General features: G+C 59.7%; 11 protein-coding genes and 3 pseudogenes. 7 read left to right on the top strand and 7 right to left on the bottom strand.

Features of this window, described 5'->3' with window-relative positions; translation table 11 throughout:
- Window positions 1–17: 17 nt before the first annotated feature.
- Both ACF8K2_RS11480 and ACF8K2_RS11475 read right to left on the bottom strand, forming a co-directional pair.
- Window positions 18–251, bottom strand: coding sequence for a PLD nuclease N-terminal domain-containing protein (locus ACF8K2_RS11480; RefSeq protein WP_014859183.1), 234 nt, complete (start codon window positions 249–251; stop codon window positions 18–20).
- Between the two features lie 13 nt (window positions 252–264).
- The gene (locus ACF8K2_RS11475) at window positions 265–1467 is read right to left on the bottom strand and encodes a zinc-dependent alcohol dehydrogenase (protein ID WP_060494693.1); all 1203 of its coding nucleotides are present in this window, start codon (window positions 1465–1467) and stop codon (window positions 265–267) included.
- 424 nt (window positions 1468–1891) lie between these two features.
- Between ACF8K2_RS11475 and ACF8K2_RS11470 the strand changes: the two are divergent.
- The 6 genes and pseudogenes from ACF8K2_RS11470 (at window position 1892) to cydB (ending at window position 10140) form a co-directional block, all read left to right on the top strand.
- Window positions 1892–6014 (top strand): annotated as a pseudogene (locus ACF8K2_RS11470) (CheR family methyltransferase).
- A gap of 646 nt (window positions 6015–6660) precedes the next feature.
- A complete protein-coding gene (locus tag ACF8K2_RS11465; protein ID WP_081238041.1) occupies window positions 6661–7053 on the top strand; it encodes an NUDIX domain-containing protein in 393 nt (130 codons plus the stop codon).
- A gap of 153 nt (window positions 7054–7206) precedes the next feature.
- A complete protein-coding gene (locus ACF8K2_RS11460; protein ID WP_063425418.1) occupies window positions 7207–7497 on the top strand; it encodes a hypothetical protein in 291 nt (96 codons plus the stop codon).
- 27 nt (window positions 7498–7524) lie between these two features.
- Window positions 7525–7776, top strand: coding sequence for a hypothetical protein (locus ACF8K2_RS11455; protein ID WP_060494599.1), 252 nt, complete (start codon window positions 7525–7527; stop codon window positions 7774–7776).
- A complete protein-coding gene (locus ACF8K2_RS11450) occupies window positions 7769–9145 on the top strand; it encodes a cytochrome ubiquinol oxidase subunit I (RefSeq protein WP_060494600.1) in 1377 nt (458 codons plus the stop codon). The genes ACF8K2_RS11455 and ACF8K2_RS11450 overlap by 8 nt, the downstream gene beginning before the upstream one ends.
- Window positions 9142–10140 carry a cytochrome d ubiquinol oxidase subunit II gene (gene cydB / locus ACF8K2_RS11445; protein ID WP_060494601.1) on the top strand — a complete coding sequence of 333 codons (999 nt, stop codon included), beginning with the start codon at window positions 9142–9144 and terminating at the stop codon, window positions 10138–10140. The genes ACF8K2_RS11450 and cydB overlap by 4 nt, the downstream gene beginning before the upstream one ends.
- A gap of 33 nt (window positions 10141–10173) precedes the next feature.
- Here cydB and ACF8K2_RS11440 read toward each other — a convergent pair whose 3' ends face one another.
- The 4 genes and pseudogenes from ACF8K2_RS11440 to ACF8K2_RS11425 form a co-directional block, all read right to left on the bottom strand.
- Window positions 10174–12372 (bottom strand): xanthine dehydrogenase family protein molybdopterin-binding subunit, encoded by a 2199-nt coding sequence (locus tag ACF8K2_RS11440; protein ID WP_060494602.1) that lies wholly within the window; start codon window positions 12370–12372, stop codon window positions 10174–10176.
- Complete coding sequence (locus tag ACF8K2_RS11435) at window positions 12369–13370, bottom strand: xanthine dehydrogenase family protein subunit M (protein WP_060494603.1); 1002 nt, start codon at window positions 13368–13370, stop codon at window positions 12369–12371. Before ACF8K2_RS11435 ends, ACF8K2_RS11440 begins: the two co-directional genes overlap by 4 nt.
- Entirely contained in the window at window positions 13367–13894 is a 528-nt protein-coding gene (locus tag ACF8K2_RS11430; RefSeq protein ID WP_060494604.1) for a (2Fe-2S)-binding protein, read from the bottom strand. Before ACF8K2_RS11430 ends, ACF8K2_RS11435 begins: the two co-directional genes overlap by 4 nt.
- A gap of 99 nt (window positions 13895–13993) precedes the next feature.
- Window positions 13994–15780: pseudogene (locus ACF8K2_RS11425) on the bottom strand (thiamine pyrophosphate-requiring protein).
- Window positions 15781–15927: 147 nt separating this feature from the next.
- Here ACF8K2_RS11425 and ACF8K2_RS11420 point away from each other — a divergent pair.
- Window positions 15928–16452: pseudogene (locus ACF8K2_RS11420) on the top strand (cupin).
- A 42-nt stretch (window positions 16453–16494) separates the two neighbouring features.
- Here the strand turns inward: ACF8K2_RS11420 and ACF8K2_RS11415 are convergent.
- Complete coding sequence (locus tag ACF8K2_RS11415; protein WP_060494608.1) at window positions 16495–16875, bottom strand: hypothetical protein; 381 nt, start codon at window positions 16873–16875, stop codon at window positions 16495–16497.
- Window positions 16876–17465 lie beyond the last annotated feature (590 nt).

Here is a 17465-nt window from a genome sequence, read left to right as displayed (position 1 = left end):
AGTGGAGCTCGGAAATATCAACCTTTGCTGTGCTCGTCAGAAGTGGGCCCCGTACCTCGCTTGATACCCCGCGGGCCAGCAACACCCCAGATACCCAGGCCAACCAGCGGTAGCGCGACGATCAGCAGGGCCCAGGCCGCTTTGACTGCATCTGACTTGTCGCTTCTGAAAACGCTGACGATGGCCCACAGATCGATGAGTAAAAGGATTGCCGCCACGGCAATCCAGAAGTAGCTGGCGAGCCCGTTCATGACTTTGCTTCCTCTATACGTAGTCAGGTCCCAAGGTGCCGGGTGCTGCGCCTGGCACGAGGATGACCTTGCGGCAGTTGTCCTGCTTCTGATCGAACATCTTGTAGCCCATGGCCGCTTCTTCGAGGGCCAGGCGGTGAGTGACGATCAATTCCGGTTGTAGACGGCCTGCTTCAATGTGTTCCAGTAGTTCAGGCAGGTATTTCTGGACATGGGTCTGGCCCATCTTGAAGGTAAGACCCTTGTCGAACGCGTCGCCGAACATGAAGCCGTGAATGAAGCCCGCGTACACACCGGGGACACTCACGACGCCGCCACGCCGCACGGCCGCAATGCTCTGGCGCAACGCCTTGCCACTGCTGCCTTCAATTTTCAGCGCCGTCATCACCGTTTCGGCAGTGCTGCCCTTGGCCTCGAAGCCGACAGCGTCGATCACCGCATCCACACCGCGCATGCCTGGTGTCTGACGGATGATGCTGTCTGCGGGATCATCGTCCCGCTCGAAGTTGATGGGTACAACATCGTAAGCTTGCTGGGCATACGCCAGGCGGTAATCGCTGTCATCGACCATGAAAATGGTCTGCGCACCGAGCATTCGCGCACAGGCGGCACTCAGCAAGCCTACTGGTCCGGCGCCGTAGACCGCCAACGTTGAACCTGGGCCGATCTCGGCGTTGATGACTGCCTGCCAAGCGGTCGGCAGAATGTCCGAGAGAAACAGTACCTTGTCATCGGCCAACTCGGTGGGCACTTTGAACGGGCCGACGTTACCCTTGGGAACCCTTACGTAGTCAGCCTGGCCACCAGGAATACCACCATAGAGATGGCTGTACCCGAACAGCGCGGCGCCCGGGGGAATCCCTTTCTTGTTGATGATCGAGCCCCGCCCCGTGTTGGTGGTTTCGCAGGCAGCGAAAAGGTCGCGCTGGCAAAAGAAGCAGCTACCACAAGCGATCACAAAAGGGATCACTACGCGGTCACCGACCTGGAGATTGGTGACTGCACTCCCGGTGTCTTCCACGATACCCATGAACTCATGGCCAAAGATATCGCCCGCTTCGGTTTCTGGAATTTTGCCTCGATAGAGGTGCAAATCGGAGCCGCAAATGGCGGTGGCAGTCACCTTGAGGATGATGTCGTCTTCTCGCTCGATGATGGGATCAGGGACGTTATCGACCCTGACGTCGTTTGCTCCGTGGTAAGTCAGTGCTCTCATGCTCCTCGCTCCTGCGTCACAAAAAACGTGGGGGTATGCAGGGGAAGCTTCCATGCCATGCAAAGTTCAAAACAACAGCTTCAGTGGTGACGCTTGAGGAGGGGAAGGCTGTTTTCGAAACAGGAATGAACGAGGTGTGGCGACGAGCAAGGAATTGCGGGCGTCGAAACGCTTAGGACCTGCAGTTCTAAGCGTTGTATAGTACGGATCGGAGCACGAAGGGAGTCTCGGCAGTGCGAAGGTAAACGCTATACTTCGAGAAGACGTTATTTATGATCAGGATGATGGCATTCATGATCAGCGCATTTTCGTTACGGATTACGCGCCAAAATTGACCATTTTGCTGGCGGGTGAAGCCTCCAGGAGCATCACTCCTCGACCCAGCCACTCACCCTATCAGCTCAGACAAGATCTTGATATCATAATGAAACCGACAACTAAAGTTCCCACCTCTCTGCCGGAGCGAGAGGGCATCCTCCCTAGCCATCTGCGTTTCCCGGTGGTGGGTATAGGTGCGTCGGCGGGCGGTCTCGCCGCGTTGAAAACATTTTTCGAGCAAATGCCCAGTGATAGCGGTATGGCCTTTGTCATCATCCTGCATCTATCACCTGATCATGAAAGCGTAGCTGACAAGATCCTCCAGGCTTGCACAGACATGCCCGTCATGCAGGTAACCGATACCGCTCCCATCGAGCAAAATCGGGTTTATGTCATCTCTCCTGCTAGTCAATTGGCCATGAATGATGGCTATCTGAAGGTCACACCTGCTAATCGTCCGGCGGGAAGCCACGTCGCCATCGATCTTTTCTTCCGTGATCTGGCAGATGTTCACAAGGAATTCGCATTTTGTCTTGTGCTCACCGGCACGGGTAGCGACGGGGCCGTGGGTCTTTCTCGTATTAAAGAGCAGGGTGGGATCACCATCGTGCAAAGTCCCGACGACGCAGAATTCGATGGGATGCCTTTGGCAGCGATAGCAACGGGTATGGTCGACGCCGTCTTACCTGTAGCAGAAATCCCTCACAAACTTCTCGAGATATGGCGCAATACCAGAGCCATCAAAATCCCGGCACCTCATGATATGAAAGTCGCCTCGTCCTCTCCAGAGCTAGAGCGTGAGGTTGCCGCGGGTTCTACTGGATATCCTGCTGCTCTTGCGAACCCGCACCGGGCATGATTTCAAGCACTACAAGCGGGCGACGGTGCTGCGCCGTATCGAGCGGCGCATGCAGGTAACGGCTCAACCCGATCTTCCTGCGTACTACCAGTACCTGGAGAACTCGCCCGATGAAGCCAAGCAGTTGCTGGGGGACATGCTGATTGGAGTGACCAACTTCTTCCGCGACCGAGAAGCCTTCGAGGCGCTTGAGCGCCACGTGCTGGGCCCTCTGATGTCAACAGGCGATGACGAAGCTCGCCCCGATGAGGTGCGCATCTGGTCTGCTGGATGCTCGACAGGCGAGGAGGCGTATAGCCTGACGATCCTGTGTACCGAGCACCAGAAGCTTGAGGCCAACCCGGTCAAAATCCAGGTTTTTGCCACGGACATTGATGAGCGTGCCATTGCGGTAGGCCGGGCTGGCGCTTACCCGGAAGCGATCATCACCGACGTGCCACCCACGCGTCTGCGGCAGTATTTCCTCAAGGAAGGTGAGCACTACCGCGTCCGCAAGGAAGTCCGCGAAAAGGTCTTGTTTGCCAAACACAGCCTATTGTCCGACCCGCCATTCTCTCAGATCGACCTCATTGTCTGCCGCAACCTGCTGATCTACCTGGATCGGGACATCCAGCGAGAAATGTTGCAGATGGTCCACTTTGCCCTCAAGCCGGGCGGTTATCTTTTCATGGGCTCGTCCGAGTCTGCTGATGCCTGCCCGGACCTGTTCACGCCGGTCGACAAGCGTAACCGGATTTTCCGTGCACGAGCGGGCGCCAACATCAATCGCCGGGCGCCTTCTATGCCCCGGGGTGGCTTTGCGCTGTCCAGTCTTGCCGCGCCGCCACCCATGCTGCCGCCTACGCGTAAATTTTCCTATGCCGATATCCATCAGCGGGCGATGGCTGAGCAGATGCCGCCGAGCATGATTGTCGATCCCAATGGCGACATCCTGCACATGAACGAGGGTGCTGGCAGATTCCTGCGTTACGTTACTGGGGAAGTGGGACGAAACGTACTGGTGCTGATCATGCCGCAGTTGCGCCTGGAGCTTCGCACCACGCTGTACCAGGCCCAGCAAAGTGGTAAAGCCACGCTGTCCCGCAAGATCCGGGTGAACGATCCTGAAGGCGACTACCTGGTCGATATCACGGCGCGTCCCTTCAAAGACGAAGCCACCGATCAGGATGTGCGTACAATCGTGTTCAACGTCACGTCCATCGAACCCGGCGCCGATCTGCTCGACCTGGATTTGCAAACCGAGAACAAGGTGCTGGCCAGTCTGGAAAACGAGCTGCAGCGAACCAAGACCCACCTGCAGGAAACCATCGAGCAATCGGAGGTTTCGAGCGAGGAGCTGAAGGCGTCCAACGAAGAAATGCAGGCCATCAACGAGGAGTTGCGCTCCGCGACGGAAGAGCTGGAAACCAGCAAGGAAGAACTTCAGTCGATCAACGAAGAGCTGCTCACGGTCAATTACGAGCTCAAGACCAAGGTCGAAGAAACCGACAAGATCAACGACTACCTGGCGAACCTCATTGCCTCCACGGATATCGCCACGGTGTTCGTTGACCGCAACATGCATATCCGCTGGTTCACACCGCGCGCCAAGGACATTTTCAGCATGCTGCCGGTGGATACCGGGCGCTCGCTGCTGGATATCACCCATCGCTTCAATTATCCAGAATTGGCCGAAGACGCGTCGTCCGTGTATGAATCGCTGACCATGCTGGAGCGGGAAGTCAGCAGCGCCGAAGGCCGCTGGTACATTGCCCGGCTCCTGCCGTACCGCTCCAGCGAAGACCATATCGATGGTACGGTGCTGACCTTCATCGATATCACCAAGCGGCGTGAGGCCGAAGAAGATCTGCGCCTGGGCCAGGAACGCATGCGCCTGGTCGCCGAAAGCACCCACGATTTCGCCATCATCATCCTGGATGAACACGGCAAGATCACGGACTGGAACACCGGCGCTCAGCTGATCTTTGGCTACACCGCTGAAGAGGTTATCGGTTCCTCCTACGAGCTGATTTTCTCCGCTGAAGATCGTAGCGCGGGTGTTGCCCAGAACGAGATGCGCAATGCCCGTGAGCATGGGCGCGGAGAGGATGAGCGCTGGCACGTGCGCAAGGACGGTAGCCGGTTCTTCTGCAGCGGAGAAATCGCCTTGCTCCGAGCTGAAAGTGCTCTGGGGTACGTGAAAATTGCTCGTGACCTGACGGGGCATAAACGGCTGCACGATGAGCAGAGCAGAAAGCTTGCCGAGACACAGAGCACGATCCACATGAAGGATGAGTTCTTTGCCGTCATGTCCCATGAGCTCAAGCACCCGCTTAACCTGATTCAACTGAACGCAGAAATTCTTCGAAGGCTCCCTTCCGTTCGCAACACCGAGAACGCCAGCAAGGCGGTCGGCGCCATCGGCGAGGCTGTTACCAGCCAGGCCCGTATTATTGATGACCTGCTCGATGTGGCGCGCATTCGTACGGGCAAGCTGAAGTTGAAGACCCGCCTGCTCGACATCGGTGCCATGCTGAATGAAATCCACTCAATCGTTATCGACGAGTATCCCAACGCAGAGATCACCCTAGAGAAACCGAGCGCGGAAGTGCCGGCGATGATTATCGACGGCGACCCGACCCGCCTGGAACAGGTGATCTGGAACCTTCTGCAAAATGCGCTGAAGTTCAGCGGTGAAGCGGCCAAGGTACGTATTGTGCTCAGCAAGGCGGACAAGCACGCCCACATCGATATCATCGACAACGGTGTCGGATTGCCTACTGCCGAACTTGAAAACGTATTCGACCTGTTCAAGCAGGCCAAACCCAAGCATGCCACCCACCAGCGAGACGGCCTGGGTATCGGCCTGTCGCTGGTTCGCCAGCTGGTCCAGGCGCATGGGGGCTCCGTCGTTGCCCGATCTGCGGGGATCGGTCATGGCTGTACGTTCAGTGTCTCGCTGCCACTCTCTCAGGAGCTGATTAAAGAGCCGAAGGATGGGGATGAAGCCGGCGAGTCCCAAGGGCGACTGAAGGGTCTCAAAGTTTTGCTGGTCGATGACTCGCCAGCAGTCCTGGATGTGATGCGCATGCTGCTTGAAATGGAGAGTGCCCAGGTCAAGAGCTACAGCGATCCTGCCCAGGCGCTTGAGCATTCACTCCAGGAGCGCTTCGATGTCATTCTTACCGACATCGGAATGCCGGAGATGGATGGGCATGAACTGATAAGTGCCCTTAGGGCCGGCAAGGTTCATAAGTACACGCCTGCGATTGCATTGAGCGGTTATGGCGTGGCGAAGGACATGCAGTTCGACCGACACCTCACCAAGCCCGTGCAGTATGGCGACCTGGTCGGAACTATCGAGTCGTTGTGTAAAAGCGCATTGTCCTGACGTGTGGCCGGCAGGAGGGTGGCGACTGATCATCAGCCTGAAGTGAGTCAGTTTCGGTAGCTCTTCCGCTCACTGAATGTCAACAGCGGTCGTTATTCTCAGATAAACCGACCGCTGTTCTCAGAGCCGAAATCCGCTTGATTTCACTTCTATCTTTCCAGTAACCAAGCCCACCCGGCGGCGGTTGGGTCACCGGGTCTTTCGGCGTCGTCCAACGCTTTCAAGGCATTGAACTGGACTGCGCACTTATGCGCAGTTTCTCAAGATCCGTGCAACAGCTGTCTGATAGCCCCCTTTCATAGGCTCTCAGCGATGTCATAGCCTGGCTGCAAGCGTTCAGCTGTGCCGTTATTCGAATCGAGTCCGCCTTGGTCATTTACAAATGTCCTTAGAGGCTTAAACGGTCAGGATACGGCCCAGTTCACATGCCGGACAAATTTCACGCTCTCTAGACCATACACCGACCGGCGGTTACCGCGCTACCGGGATTTGCTGCAGTGCCGCGCTCTGCTGATCCGAGGCAAATTGACGGCTGAAACGCCCATGAAATTGAACGAGTCGCAGCAGGACACGTCTTCAGGGAAGAAGCCCATTACTCTGTATCGCGAGAGGCTGGGTGTTGATGGGTGATGATACGAGTGCATGTATGCGGGACAAACGAAAAGGCAGAATCAAATCCAGGGCAACGATAATCTGCCTGCGAAGCGGCAGGGTACTGCTTGTCCGGAAGAAAGGCGGCAAATGGAATTTCCCAGGTGGTTCGATTGAGCCTGGTGAGAGCCCTCATACAGCTGCAGCAAGAGAGCTACGTGAAGAGACATCGATTGAAGGGTATGGCCTGCTGTCTCTGTGTTCAATCAAAGTGGATTCAGTTGTGCATCACATCTTCACCACCCGATTCCACGAAAATGAGAAGCCTGTTGCCGACCATGAAATCGTCGCGTGTAAATGGGTGCTTCGCGAAAAGCTTACACCTCAATTGCTGACGTCCGCAGCAGCCGGCCTCTTGGCAACGCGGCTGCCTGCTCTGACCGCCTGATGAAAGTTGCAAAGTTGTACAAGAAAATTTGTTTGTATCAAAAATTAGACCGGTTGTCTGATGCCTGTATTCGCAGAGCCTAAGTCATTGAACTGCCTCTTGGCTTTGCTATGGTGAGGTTTCCGCATCAGACTAAAGTCGTAGGAGGGCGGCATGCGTATTCGAGGTGACGTGTTTTGGAATTGGGCGGATCCAGTGCTTCATCATCGTATCCATGACGAGGAGCTCGATGACGGCACCACGATTGATGTCCAGGTCAGGCTCTCACGCACCGGCCAGACGCAAATGTTCATCGGAGTGTATGCTGGCTGTGGAATGGCTTTGCATGAAGAAGCGTTCGATTCCCGCCCGGGCGAATCGATGACTCGGGCTCTGGCCTGGGGTGTTGGTAGAGCTAGGCGTCTGGCTACAGATCAACGGCGGGAAGCGATGAAGATGGCCTAGGACACTGTGTAATTCGAAGTTGGTCGTATGCCGCTCATGTTGATCATTCATCTCTCTGATGTGCGGGGCGCCAGCAGCGTGATCTTCGGTGCGTACGACATTCGCGAAGGCTGCGCAGCGGGTTACTACCCGCAAAGCAACCCGTTGAAGACGCTCTGGCACCGCGCCGAGCACGTCAAGGTGCCTGCGGCCAGGTCGGTTCCGGTTACGCTGGACCGCGCGCAGTCGTTGGCGGCTGATCCGCAAAGCGGCTTGCCAGCGGAATATCCGCTTGGTTGAGTTCGGCGGTGCGGCGACAGCGCTTCTGGCTGCGCGGCTTCAGTTCGCCATCACTATCAGCTTTCATATCGTCCTGGCGGCGTTCAGCATTGGCCTGGCCCAGTGGTTGATGGTGCTTGAAGCACTGTGGTTGTACCGTCGTGATCAGCAGCTGATGGCCATCTACCGTTTCTGGCTGAAGGTGTTTGCGTTGACGGTGGCTGTCGGTACCGCATCGGGGCTGGTGATGGAGTATCAGTTCGGGCTCAACTGGTCGGGGTTGTCCTCGGCGGCCGGGGAGGTGATCGGGCCCTTGATGTTCTATGAAGTACTGGTAGCGTTTTTCCTGGAGGCGGGATTCCTTGGGGTCATGCTGTTCGGCCTCAACAAGGTCGGTCCGAGGCTGCACTTCATGGCCACCTGCGCAGTGGCTGTCGGGGCATTGGTCAGCGCTTTCTGGATCCTCAGTGCCAACTCATGGATGCAGACCCCCGCAGGCTACTCGATCGATGCCCACGGCCGCTTCGTCGCCGAAGACTGGTGGGCGATCATCTTCAATCCGTCATTTCCTTACCGTCTGGCGCATATGCTGGTGGCTGCGTTGCTGGGTACCGCCACAATGGTTGCGGGAGCGGGCGGTTGGCAACTGCTGCGCGCGCCTTCAAACCAGCGCGCACGGCAGCAGTATTCGATGGCGCTGTGGGCCATTGCAGTGCTGGCGCCCTTGCAGGTGGCGATAGGCGACCTGCATGGACAGCACACGCTCGAGACGCAACCGATCAAGGTCGCGGCCATCGAGGGCTCTTGGCACCGCCCGGCGAAAGGTGCCGGTGAGCCGATGAGGCTGTTCGCCGTGCCTGACATGGCGTTGCAGCAAAACCGCCTTGAAGTGGCCATCCCGCGGGTGGGGTCGCTGTACCTGACTCACGACCTTGTTGGCACGATCGCCGCGCTCGATGAATTTGCACGCGAAGACCTGCCACCGGTGCCGGTAGTGTTCTTTGCCTTTCGCATCATGGTTGGCCTGGGGTTGCTGATGGTCATGCAGGGCATTGCTGGCTTGGTGGTGCGCTGGCGTGGGCGGCTAACGAGTGCGCGGTGGCTGCAATGCGTCAGTGTAGGGTTGGCGCCTGCGGGCTTTGTAGCCATGCTCAGTGGCTGGGTAGTGACCGAAGTCGGCCGTCAACCGTTTACCGTTTATGGCCTGTTGCGCACGGCCGACAGCGTGTCGCCGGTGGCCACCTCGACCGTTTTGGCTGCCACGGTGGCGATCCTGGCGTTCTACGTGATCACCTTCGGTATCGGGTTGTGGTTGTTGTTGCATGTGCTGCGCCGGGCGCCCGCGCTGGACGAGGCGGGCCCTGAGCCGCGAGTCGGGGAACAACCATGAGCCTCCTGGGTGTCGACCTGCTGACCCTGTTGAGCGCCGCAGCGCTGGCGTTCTCGGTGCTTGTCTATGTGTTGCTCGATGGTACCGATCTGGGTGTTGGCATGCTCATGGCTGCTCATCGTCGCGCCGAAGAGCGCGAGGTGCTGGTGCTCACGATTCTGCCGATCTGGGATGCCAATGAGACTTGGCTGGTATTGGGCGGTGGAGGGCTGCTGGCGCTATTCCCGACAGCCTACGCGGTGTTGTTGCCAGCGCTTTATGTGCCGTTGCTGTTGATGTTCATGGGCTTGATCCTGCGTGCAGCAGGCCTTGAGTTTCGTGAGCACTTGACCCGCAAACGCTGGTCGGATGCCGCAACGCTGGGTGGCTCGCTGCTTGCCACGCTGTGCCAGGGGCTGGTGTTGGGCACGTTGATCCAGGGTGTCCCACACTATCAGGGTCAATACAGTGGCGACGGCAAAGAATGGCTGGCGCCTTTTCCTTTGTTTTGCGCGTTGGCGCTGGTTGTCAGCTATCTGTGGCTGGGCGCTTGCTGGCTGTACTGGCGAACTGAAGGAACACTGCAAGTGCGCGCAAAGCACCAGGCTCGGCTGTTATGCGGGGTTGCCGTACTGGTGCTGGTCGCTGTGCTGCTCCTGACCATGGCGCTGGATGCACGCTACTGGCAGCGGCTGAGCCAGGGCTGGGTCGTGCTTACGGCCGGTGCGGCCTTGGCAGTGCTACTCGCGGGATTTTCCCTGGCCTGGGGCAGGACGCGGGATTGGTTGCCGTTGTCGTTTGCCCTGGGCGTCATCTGCTTCGCGTTCACGCTCATGCTGATCGCGCTCTTCCCCTTGGCAGTTCCGCCGGCGCTGACCCTTGTCGAGGCCAGCGCCTCAAGATCCACCCAGCTGTTCATGCTGATCGGCTTCGCAGCCGTGGTGCCGCTGACGCTGGCTTATAACACCTGGGGCTTCCGGGTGTTCGCCGGCAAGCTCCGAGCGCGTCGTCGTTAGCGCAAAGCGGGTGGGGACTTGGCCCCCGCCCGATCAGAGCACTTTGTCGAGCGTGATCGGAAAATCCCTTACACGCTTGCCCGTGGCATGGTAGACCGCGTTGGCCACCGCAGCGGCCACCCCGACGACGCCGATTTCACCCACCCCCTTGGAGCCCAGTTCATTGACAATGTCGTCGTGCTCCTCAACGAAGATCACTTCGATATCCCCGCAGTCTGCATTGACCGGGATGTGGTACTCCGCAAGATTGTGATTGACGATGCGGCCTAGCCGATGGTCGGTCAACGCTGCTTCGTGCAGGGCCATGCCCACCCCCCAAACTACGCCCCCCAGGATCTGGCTGCGTGCGGTTTTCGGGTTGATCACACGTCCTGCCGCCACAGCGCTGACCACCCGAGTTACATCGATCGTGCCAAGGTCCTCGTCGACGTGGACTTCCACGAATACCGCCGAATGGGTGGCGGTGGAGAACGGCTGGCGCCTGGCGCCGGGCTCTGCGTCGATCTGCACGTCGAACTTACCGTCGGGGGCGATCGCCACGATGTCCGCCAAGGCCCAGCGATGGCTGCCCGCGTGCAGGTAGCCATCGATGAAAGAAATCTGCTGCCGGGGTGTGTTGGCCACCTGGGGGTACATTTTGCGCGCATGTTCCAGCACCCGGGTGCGCAGGACATGGCAGGCTTGGCGCACGGCCGAGCCCACCGACGACACCGTGAACGATCCGCCCTGAAGCGGGGCGGTGGGCAGTGAGGAGTCACCCAGCATGAAGGTGACATCCTGCACCTTGACGCCAGCTGCGTCGGCGGCGATCTGAGTCATGACCGTATAAGTGCCGGTTCCGATATCGGTGGTGGCACTGCTGACGGTGAGTTTACCTTGGCTATCGATGCGCGCTTTGGCGCTGGCCTTCATCTGCATGGCTTCCCAGACGCCGCCAGCCATCCCCCAGCCGATCAACCGTTTGCCACTGCGCATGCTGCGCGGTTGCGGATTGCGGCCCTGCCAGCCAAAGCGTTCGGCACCTTGCTGATAGCACGCCAGTAACTCCTTGCTGGAGTAAGGCTTGCCCTCGTTGGCATTGTTGTCGGTGAAATTGCGGCGGCGCAGGTCTACCGGGTCGATCTGCGCTGCACAGGCGAGCTCATCCATCGCGCATTCCAGTGCAATCATCCCGGACGCGGCCCCAGGCGCCCGCATGTCCAGCGGGGTGTAGACATCGAGCGAGGCCAGGCGATAACTGAGCGCCACGTTGTCGCACTGGTAAAGCATGCCGCTCCATTCCACCAGCTGCTCGGTGAAGTCCTCGAAGCGGGAGGTCTGGCCAAGCGCATCGTGAGCGATCGCCAGCAAGCGCCCGTTTGTGTCTGCACCCAGGCGCAAACGTTGCTCGGTGCGGGGTCGGTAACCAAAGGTGAACATCTGCTGGCGGGTCAGGGTCACGCGCACCGAGCGCTTGAGGTGCAACGCCGCCAGCACTGCCAGCGGCAACTGGTACTGCGGGCGCAAGCCCGAGCCGAAGGCGCCGCCGACGAATGCCGCCCGCACACGAATGTTTGCCTTGGGCAGGCCGAACACCTTGTGCAGGTAGTCCTGGCAGTTCTGCGTGCCTTGGGTCTTGTCGTGGATTTCCAGGGTGCCGTCGGGCTTGTAGTGAACGGTCGACGCATGGGGCTCCATCGGGTTGTGGTGTTCGTTGGCCGTCAGATACGTGGCATCCACCTGTACCGGCGCCTCGGCAAACTGCCCGGCGAAGTCGCCACGCGGCGCCGGTGTTTCGGCGGGTGCGGCATGCGATTGTTGGCATGCGCCCAGGTCTGTCTGGTGAGCCTTCTCGGCATATTTGATTTTGATCAGCGAGCCTGCATAGCGGGCCAGTTCGAGGGTTTCGGCGATCACCAGCGCCAACGGTTGGCCGCTGTAGAGCACGCGATCATTGAACAAGGGCCGAAAAGGCGCCCCCTCGGCAGAGTCGGCATCGCTGTAGTCGTCGTCATAACTGGATATAGGCGGACGATGGCCATGGTCGAGCACGGCGATGACCCCGGGCACGCACATGGCCTGCGTACTGTCGATGTCGAGTACCCGACCGCGGGCAATGGTACTGGACACGACGCTGCCGTGTAGCAGGCCCGCCTGGGGATATTCGCCCGCATAGCGGGCCTGTCCGGTGACTTTCGTCACACCGTCCACGCGGTCCAGGGGCGTGCCGACTACTGGTGTGCTGTTGATCATGGTCGTAGCCTCCCGTTGGCGGCACCGCGCGCCGCGTCATCCAATGCCCGCACGATTGCTCGCTGAGCGAGCGTTACCTTGAAGCCGTTGTGGCTCAGGGGTTGTGCACCTTGCAGCATCGTTTGTGCAGCGCGGGTGAAGAGCGCTTCAGAAGGCACCTGGCCGGCCAGCATGCACTCCACAACCGAATCCCGCCACGGCTTGTGGGCTACGCCGCCCAGTGCCAGGCGCGCCTGCTGGATCACATCGCCATCGAAGTTCAAGGCTGCAGCGACTGACACCAGCGCGAACGCGTAGGAGGCGCGGTCGCGTATTTTCAGATAACGGTAATAGTGTTCGAACAGCGGGGGCGGCAGTTCGATGCCTGTTACCAGCTCATTGAATGCCAGTTGATTGTCGCGCTCGGGGGTGTCCCCGGGCAGTCGATGGAAATCCGCGAAAGGTATCTGCCGTTCGCCGGACGGCCCCTGTACGTGGACCACGGCTTCAAGCGCTGCCAATGCCACGCACATGTCCGAGGGATGGATCGCGACACAGGCGTCGCTGGCACCGAGAATGGCATGGATGCGGTTCATGCCTGCACGCGCAGGGCATCCGCTTCCCGGTTCGCGCTTGTTGCACGGGGTGCCGGTGTCGTAGAAATAGTAGCAGCGGGTACGTTGCAACAAGTTGCCACCGGTACTGGCCATGTTCCTCAACTGCGGCGATGCCCCAGCCAGGATCGCGTCTGACAGCAGTGGATAATGCTGCTCGATCATCGAGTGCCAGGCCAGGTCGGCATTGCTCACCCGTGCACCGATCAATACGCCGCCGCCGGGGGTGGAGTGAATACCGTCCAGCCCAAGGCCGGAGATGTCGATCAGGCGCTCTGGGCGCACCACGTTTTCCTTCATAAGGTCGATCAGGTTGGTGCCCCCGGCGATGAAGTGCGAGCAGGCGTCAGCTAGGTTCACCGCTTCGCTGACCGAGGCGGGCTTGTGGTAGCTGAAGGGCGTCATGGGTTCGGCCCTCGTTGCGGCTGGGCCCCGTCGGTCATCAACGGCAGGGCTTCTTCCACTGCTGCGACGATGTTGCCGTAGGCGCCACAGCGGCAAAGATTGCCGCTCATCTGCTCGCGAATGGCCTCGCGGGTGTCGGCACGTCCCTCGTGAACCAGCCCCACCGCAGAGCAGATCTGCCCCGGGGTGCAGTAGCCGCACTGGAACGCATCGTGGGTGATGAAGGCGCGCTGCATGGGGTGCAAAACGTCGCCGCTGGCCAGCCCTTCGATGGTCAGCAGGTCGGCCCCGTCGCACATGATAGCCAAGGTCAGGCAGGCATTGATGCGCTTGCCATCGCGCAGCAACGTGCACGCGCCGCACTGGCCATGGTCGCAACCTTTCTTGGTGCCGACCAGGTCCAGTTGCTCACGCAGCAGGTCAAGCAAGGTGACCCAGGGATGCACTTGCAGGGTTCGGGGCTGACCATTGAGGGTCAGGCAGATGGGGTGCTGTGCAGCCCCGTTGTAGGCGATCGCGCTCATGGTAGGTCCTCACGGTCAGGGTTTGCGCAGTCTGCTGCGTCTCTGTTTTTGCGACCGGGCCGGCTGATCAAACGTTCAGCCGGCTCGCCGAGGTGCCTGTCACTTCTTGCCAGGCAGCACCGAGCCGAGCACCTGCTTGGCTGTTTGCATAATGATGCCCGCCTGGTCGGGGTCGCCCTTGAGCAAGCTGCTGGCAAACTTCTTTGCCTGTTCCAACTTGATGTGGGGTGGCAAGGGCGGCACGTTCGGGTCGGTCTTGAACTCGATCAGTACTGGCCGATCGGCAGCCAGCGCACGCTCCCACGCAGCGGCAACGTCCTCTTCGCGATCTACGTAGATACCTTGCAGGCCAATGGAAATGGCAAACAGATGGTAGGGCACGTCAGGGATCGACTGCGAAGCTTCGAACTTGGGGTCGCCCTCCATGACCCGTTGCTCCCAGGTTACTTGGTTGAGGTCTTCATTGTTGAACACGGCACAGATCCATTGCGGGTTGTCCCACTGCTGCCAGTATTTGGCCACGGTGATCAGTTCGGCGAGGTTGTTCATCTGCATCGCCCCATCGCCCACCAAAGCAACTACAGCCCGTTGCGGGTGGGCGAATTTGGCTGCAATCGCATAGGGCACGGCGGCGCCCATGCAGGCCAGGCCGCCGGACAGCGAGCACTGCATCCCCTGGCGAATCTGCAGGTCGCGGGCAAACCAGTTGGCACAGGAGCCGGAGTCGCTGGTGATGATGGCGTGGTCGGGCAGGCGAGGGGAAAGCTCATGGACCACGCGTTGCGGGTTGATCGGGTCGGCCTTGACCAGGGCGCGCTTGGCCACGGTCTTGTCCCACTGTGCACGCCAGGTTTCTACCTTGTCGCGCCAGCGTCGGTCGGTCTTGTGGTCAAGTAACGGCAACAGTGCGTGCAATGTTTCGCTGGCGTCGCCGACGAGGTTGACCTCCATCGGGTAGCGCAGGCTTAGCATGTCGGGTTGCAGGTCGATCTGCACGCCTCGTGCCTGGCCTTCCTTGGGTAGAAACTCGGAATAGGGAAAGCCGGAGCCGATCATCAGCAGGGTGTCGCATTCGCTCATCAGCTGATAACTGGGCTCGGTGCCGAGCAGGCCGATCGATCCAGTGACCCATGGGAGGTCGTCCGGCAGCACCGCCTTACCCAGCAGCGCTTTGGCCACCCCGGCGCCAAGTGTTTCGGCAATTGCAATGACCTGCTCTGTCGCCTGCAGCGCGCCGGCACCCACCAGTATCGCCACCTTGCGACCGGCGTTCAGTAGTTCGGCCGCGCGCTGCAAGTCCTCCTCGAAGGGCAGCACCCTGGGCTTGCTGAAGCCCATGCCGGAATGCACCGTACCGTGGGCCCTGGGTGGTTCGTTGTAGGGTAGGTCCTGCAAGTCGTTGGGCAGGATGATGGCGGTGACGCGGCGTTCGCCGACGGCGGTGCGCACCGCACGGTCGAGCAGATGGCGTACCTGCTCCGGCGTCGATGCCTGCTGGACGAACGCACCGGCGACGTCCTTGAACATCGACAGCAGGTCCAGTTCCTGCTGGTAGTGCCCACCCAGTGCCGCACGGGCCTGCTGACCGACGATGGCCAGCACCGGCTGGTGGTCCATGCGTGCATCGTACAGGCCGGTAAGCAAGTGCGAGGCGCCCGGGCCGGAGGTGGCCATGCACACACCGAGCTCGCCTGTGAACTTGGCATGGGCGCTGGCCATGAAGGCGGCCATCTCCTCATGGCGGGCCTGGATGAACTCTATCTTGCCTTTGGCCCGGCTCAGCGCGCCGAATACACCATTGATGCCGTCGCCAGGGTAACCGAAGATGCGCCGTACGCCCCATTGATACAAACGCTCTACCAGAAGTCGCCTACCGTGCCGGTCATTGCCTGCTCCCGTTCTGTTATCGATAGGCTTCTGGACTTGGCACGTGCCGGGAAAGTTTCAACGGTATGTGCACCCGTCTGCCGGCTGGAACCAGGCAACCGCCGACGGGTTCGAAGTTGCACCGATAACCCCTCAGGGTGCGCATCATGACGCTCATGAATACACAAGATGCCAGCGTGCAGACCTTGTATTTCTAAGACGACGGCGCGACGCCGAACAGCCGTTTTCCCGTACTGCTTTATCGGTTGAAACTTGACCCGTCGGAGGACAATGCCAGCGCATTCGAGGTGATGTTTGCGGCTCACCAATGGACCCCGCTCTGGCGCTCAGGGATTTTCGACTATCACCACTTTCATCCAAACGCTCACGAGGCACTCGGGATTGCCTGTGGACGGGCCCGTTTGACGCTTGGCGGTGAATACGGGCAAAGCGTGAGCGTGGAGCGGGGAGATGTGCTGGTGCTGCCAGCAGGTACGGGCCATCGCTGCATCGAGTGCAGCGATAACTTCCTGGTGGTCGGCGCCTATCCTCTTGGGCAGGAAGACTACGACATTCAGCGGCCCGACAGAGCAGCACACCCGCGCAATCTCGCGCGCATCGCCCAGGTGCTGTGCCCTGAACAAGACCCGGTCTGCGGTATTCGGGGCATGCTGCTGACGCAATGGCGTTGAGTGTGAGGCGAGTGAGCCTCACGCTGCGCCGACCTTCTCCGATTACCCCTGTTTTTGCAGGGCTTCGACCAACTGGGCCTTGTTCATGCTCGAGCGCCCCTTGATGTCTTTGCTGCGCGCCTCCTTCATAAGGCTTTGCTTGCTTTGTGATTCCAGCGACGCGCGCGAAGTGCGTGAGTGCCCTTGACGAGACTCGGCGGCGCGTTTGGCTGAATCCGTGCGTGCGGTCTTCTTCTCGCGTGACGCAGTCCTCCTCCCCGAGCCTCCCGGCTTTTCACCACCACCGGATTGCTTGTTCACGGTGGCCCAGGCGCGCGCTTCGGCTTCGTCCTTGCCCACGCCCTTGTCCTCGTACGATTGCTCGATGTGCTCGGCCTTGCGTTTCTGCTTGTCCGTATATTTGTCCTTGTCACCGCGTGGCATGGCATCCACTCCTGAGTGTGTTGCTTGATCAATGGCGAAACTGAAACGCTGGGCCATGAGCGGGAGATCCTCCGCCATTTGGCCATTCCACCTAGCTGCCCGATCCTGAACCTGATCCACTACCGGTTGAGCCACCACTACCACTCGCCGGTCCTGCACCGCTACCATCCCCCCCATTATCACCGGAGCCCGAGTCAGTATCGGTGCCGTCACCGCCCGTGTTGTCCGTTCCATTGTCATGGGTACCGCCATTACCCGTGCCCATTCCATCTGCTGGTATTCCAGAGCCTGTCGCATCGCCTTGGCCGTTCATGGACCCATTGCTGTGAGGTTGCGTGCCCGGGGCGCGCTGATCGTTCAGGTCTGTGGCAGCCAGGGCAAATGGCGCCGCGCAACCCAAGCACATTGCGAGCAGCAACGCGCACGGTTTCTCTGCTTTCATGGTGAAACTCCCTCTCTGGTTGTTCACCCTGTGTTCGGCCTGCTGTTTACCGAAGGGTGCCCGCAGAGCGACGGAAGGTTCTGATGCAGAAAGGCCGGCTGTCACGGTCAGGCCGATCGCGATCGAGGGCATTGGGAGGATCAAGAGC

The sequence above is a fragment of the Pseudomonas sp. xss_2 genome (genome assembly GCF_043104195.1).
GTDB lineage: Bacteria > Pseudomonadota > Gammaproteobacteria > Pseudomonadales > Pseudomonadaceae > Aquipseudomonas > Aquipseudomonas urmiensis.
This window is presented reverse-complemented; position numbering and strand designations above follow the sequence as displayed.

Excerpts from the sequence above, each read along its gene's own strand:
- ACF8K2_RS11430 (WP_060494604.1), bottom strand. The coding sequence starts at position 13,894 with ATGAGCGCGATCGCCTACAACGGGGCTGCACAGCACCCCATCTGCCTG.
- ACF8K2_RS11480 (WP_014859183.1), bottom strand. The coding sequence starts at position 251 with ATGAACGGGCTCGCCAGCTACTTCTGGATTGCCGTGGCGGCAATCCTT.
- ACF8K2_RS11415 (WP_060494608.1), bottom strand. The coding sequence starts at position 16,875 with ATGCCACGCGGTGACAAGGACAAATATACGGACAAGCAGAAACGCAAG.
- ACF8K2_RS11435 (WP_060494603.1), bottom strand. The coding sequence starts at position 13,370 with ATGACGCCCTTCAGCTACCACAAGCCCGCCTCGGTCAGCGAAGCGGTG.
- ACF8K2_RS11440 (WP_060494602.1), bottom strand. The coding sequence starts at position 12,372 with ATGATCAACAGCACACCAGTAGTCGGCACGCCCCTGGACCGCGTGGAC.
- cydB (WP_060494601.1), top strand. The coding sequence starts at position 9,142 with ATGAGCCTCCTGGGTGTCGACCTGCTGACCCTGTTGAGCGCCGCAGCG.
- ACF8K2_RS11455 (WP_060494599.1), top strand. The coding sequence starts at position 7,525 with ATGCCGCTCATGTTGATCATTCATCTCTCTGATGTGCGGGGCGCCAGC.
- ACF8K2_RS11465 (WP_081238041.1), top strand. The coding sequence starts at position 6,661 with ATGCGGGACAAACGAAAAGGCAGAATCAAATCCAGGGCAACGATAATC.
- ACF8K2_RS11475 (WP_060494693.1), bottom strand. The coding sequence starts at position 1,467 with ATGAGAGCACTGACTTACCACGGAGCAAACGACGTCAGGGTCGATAAC.
- ACF8K2_RS11460 (WP_063425418.1), top strand. The coding sequence starts at position 7,207 with ATGCGTATTCGAGGTGACGTGTTTTGGAATTGGGCGGATCCAGTGCTT.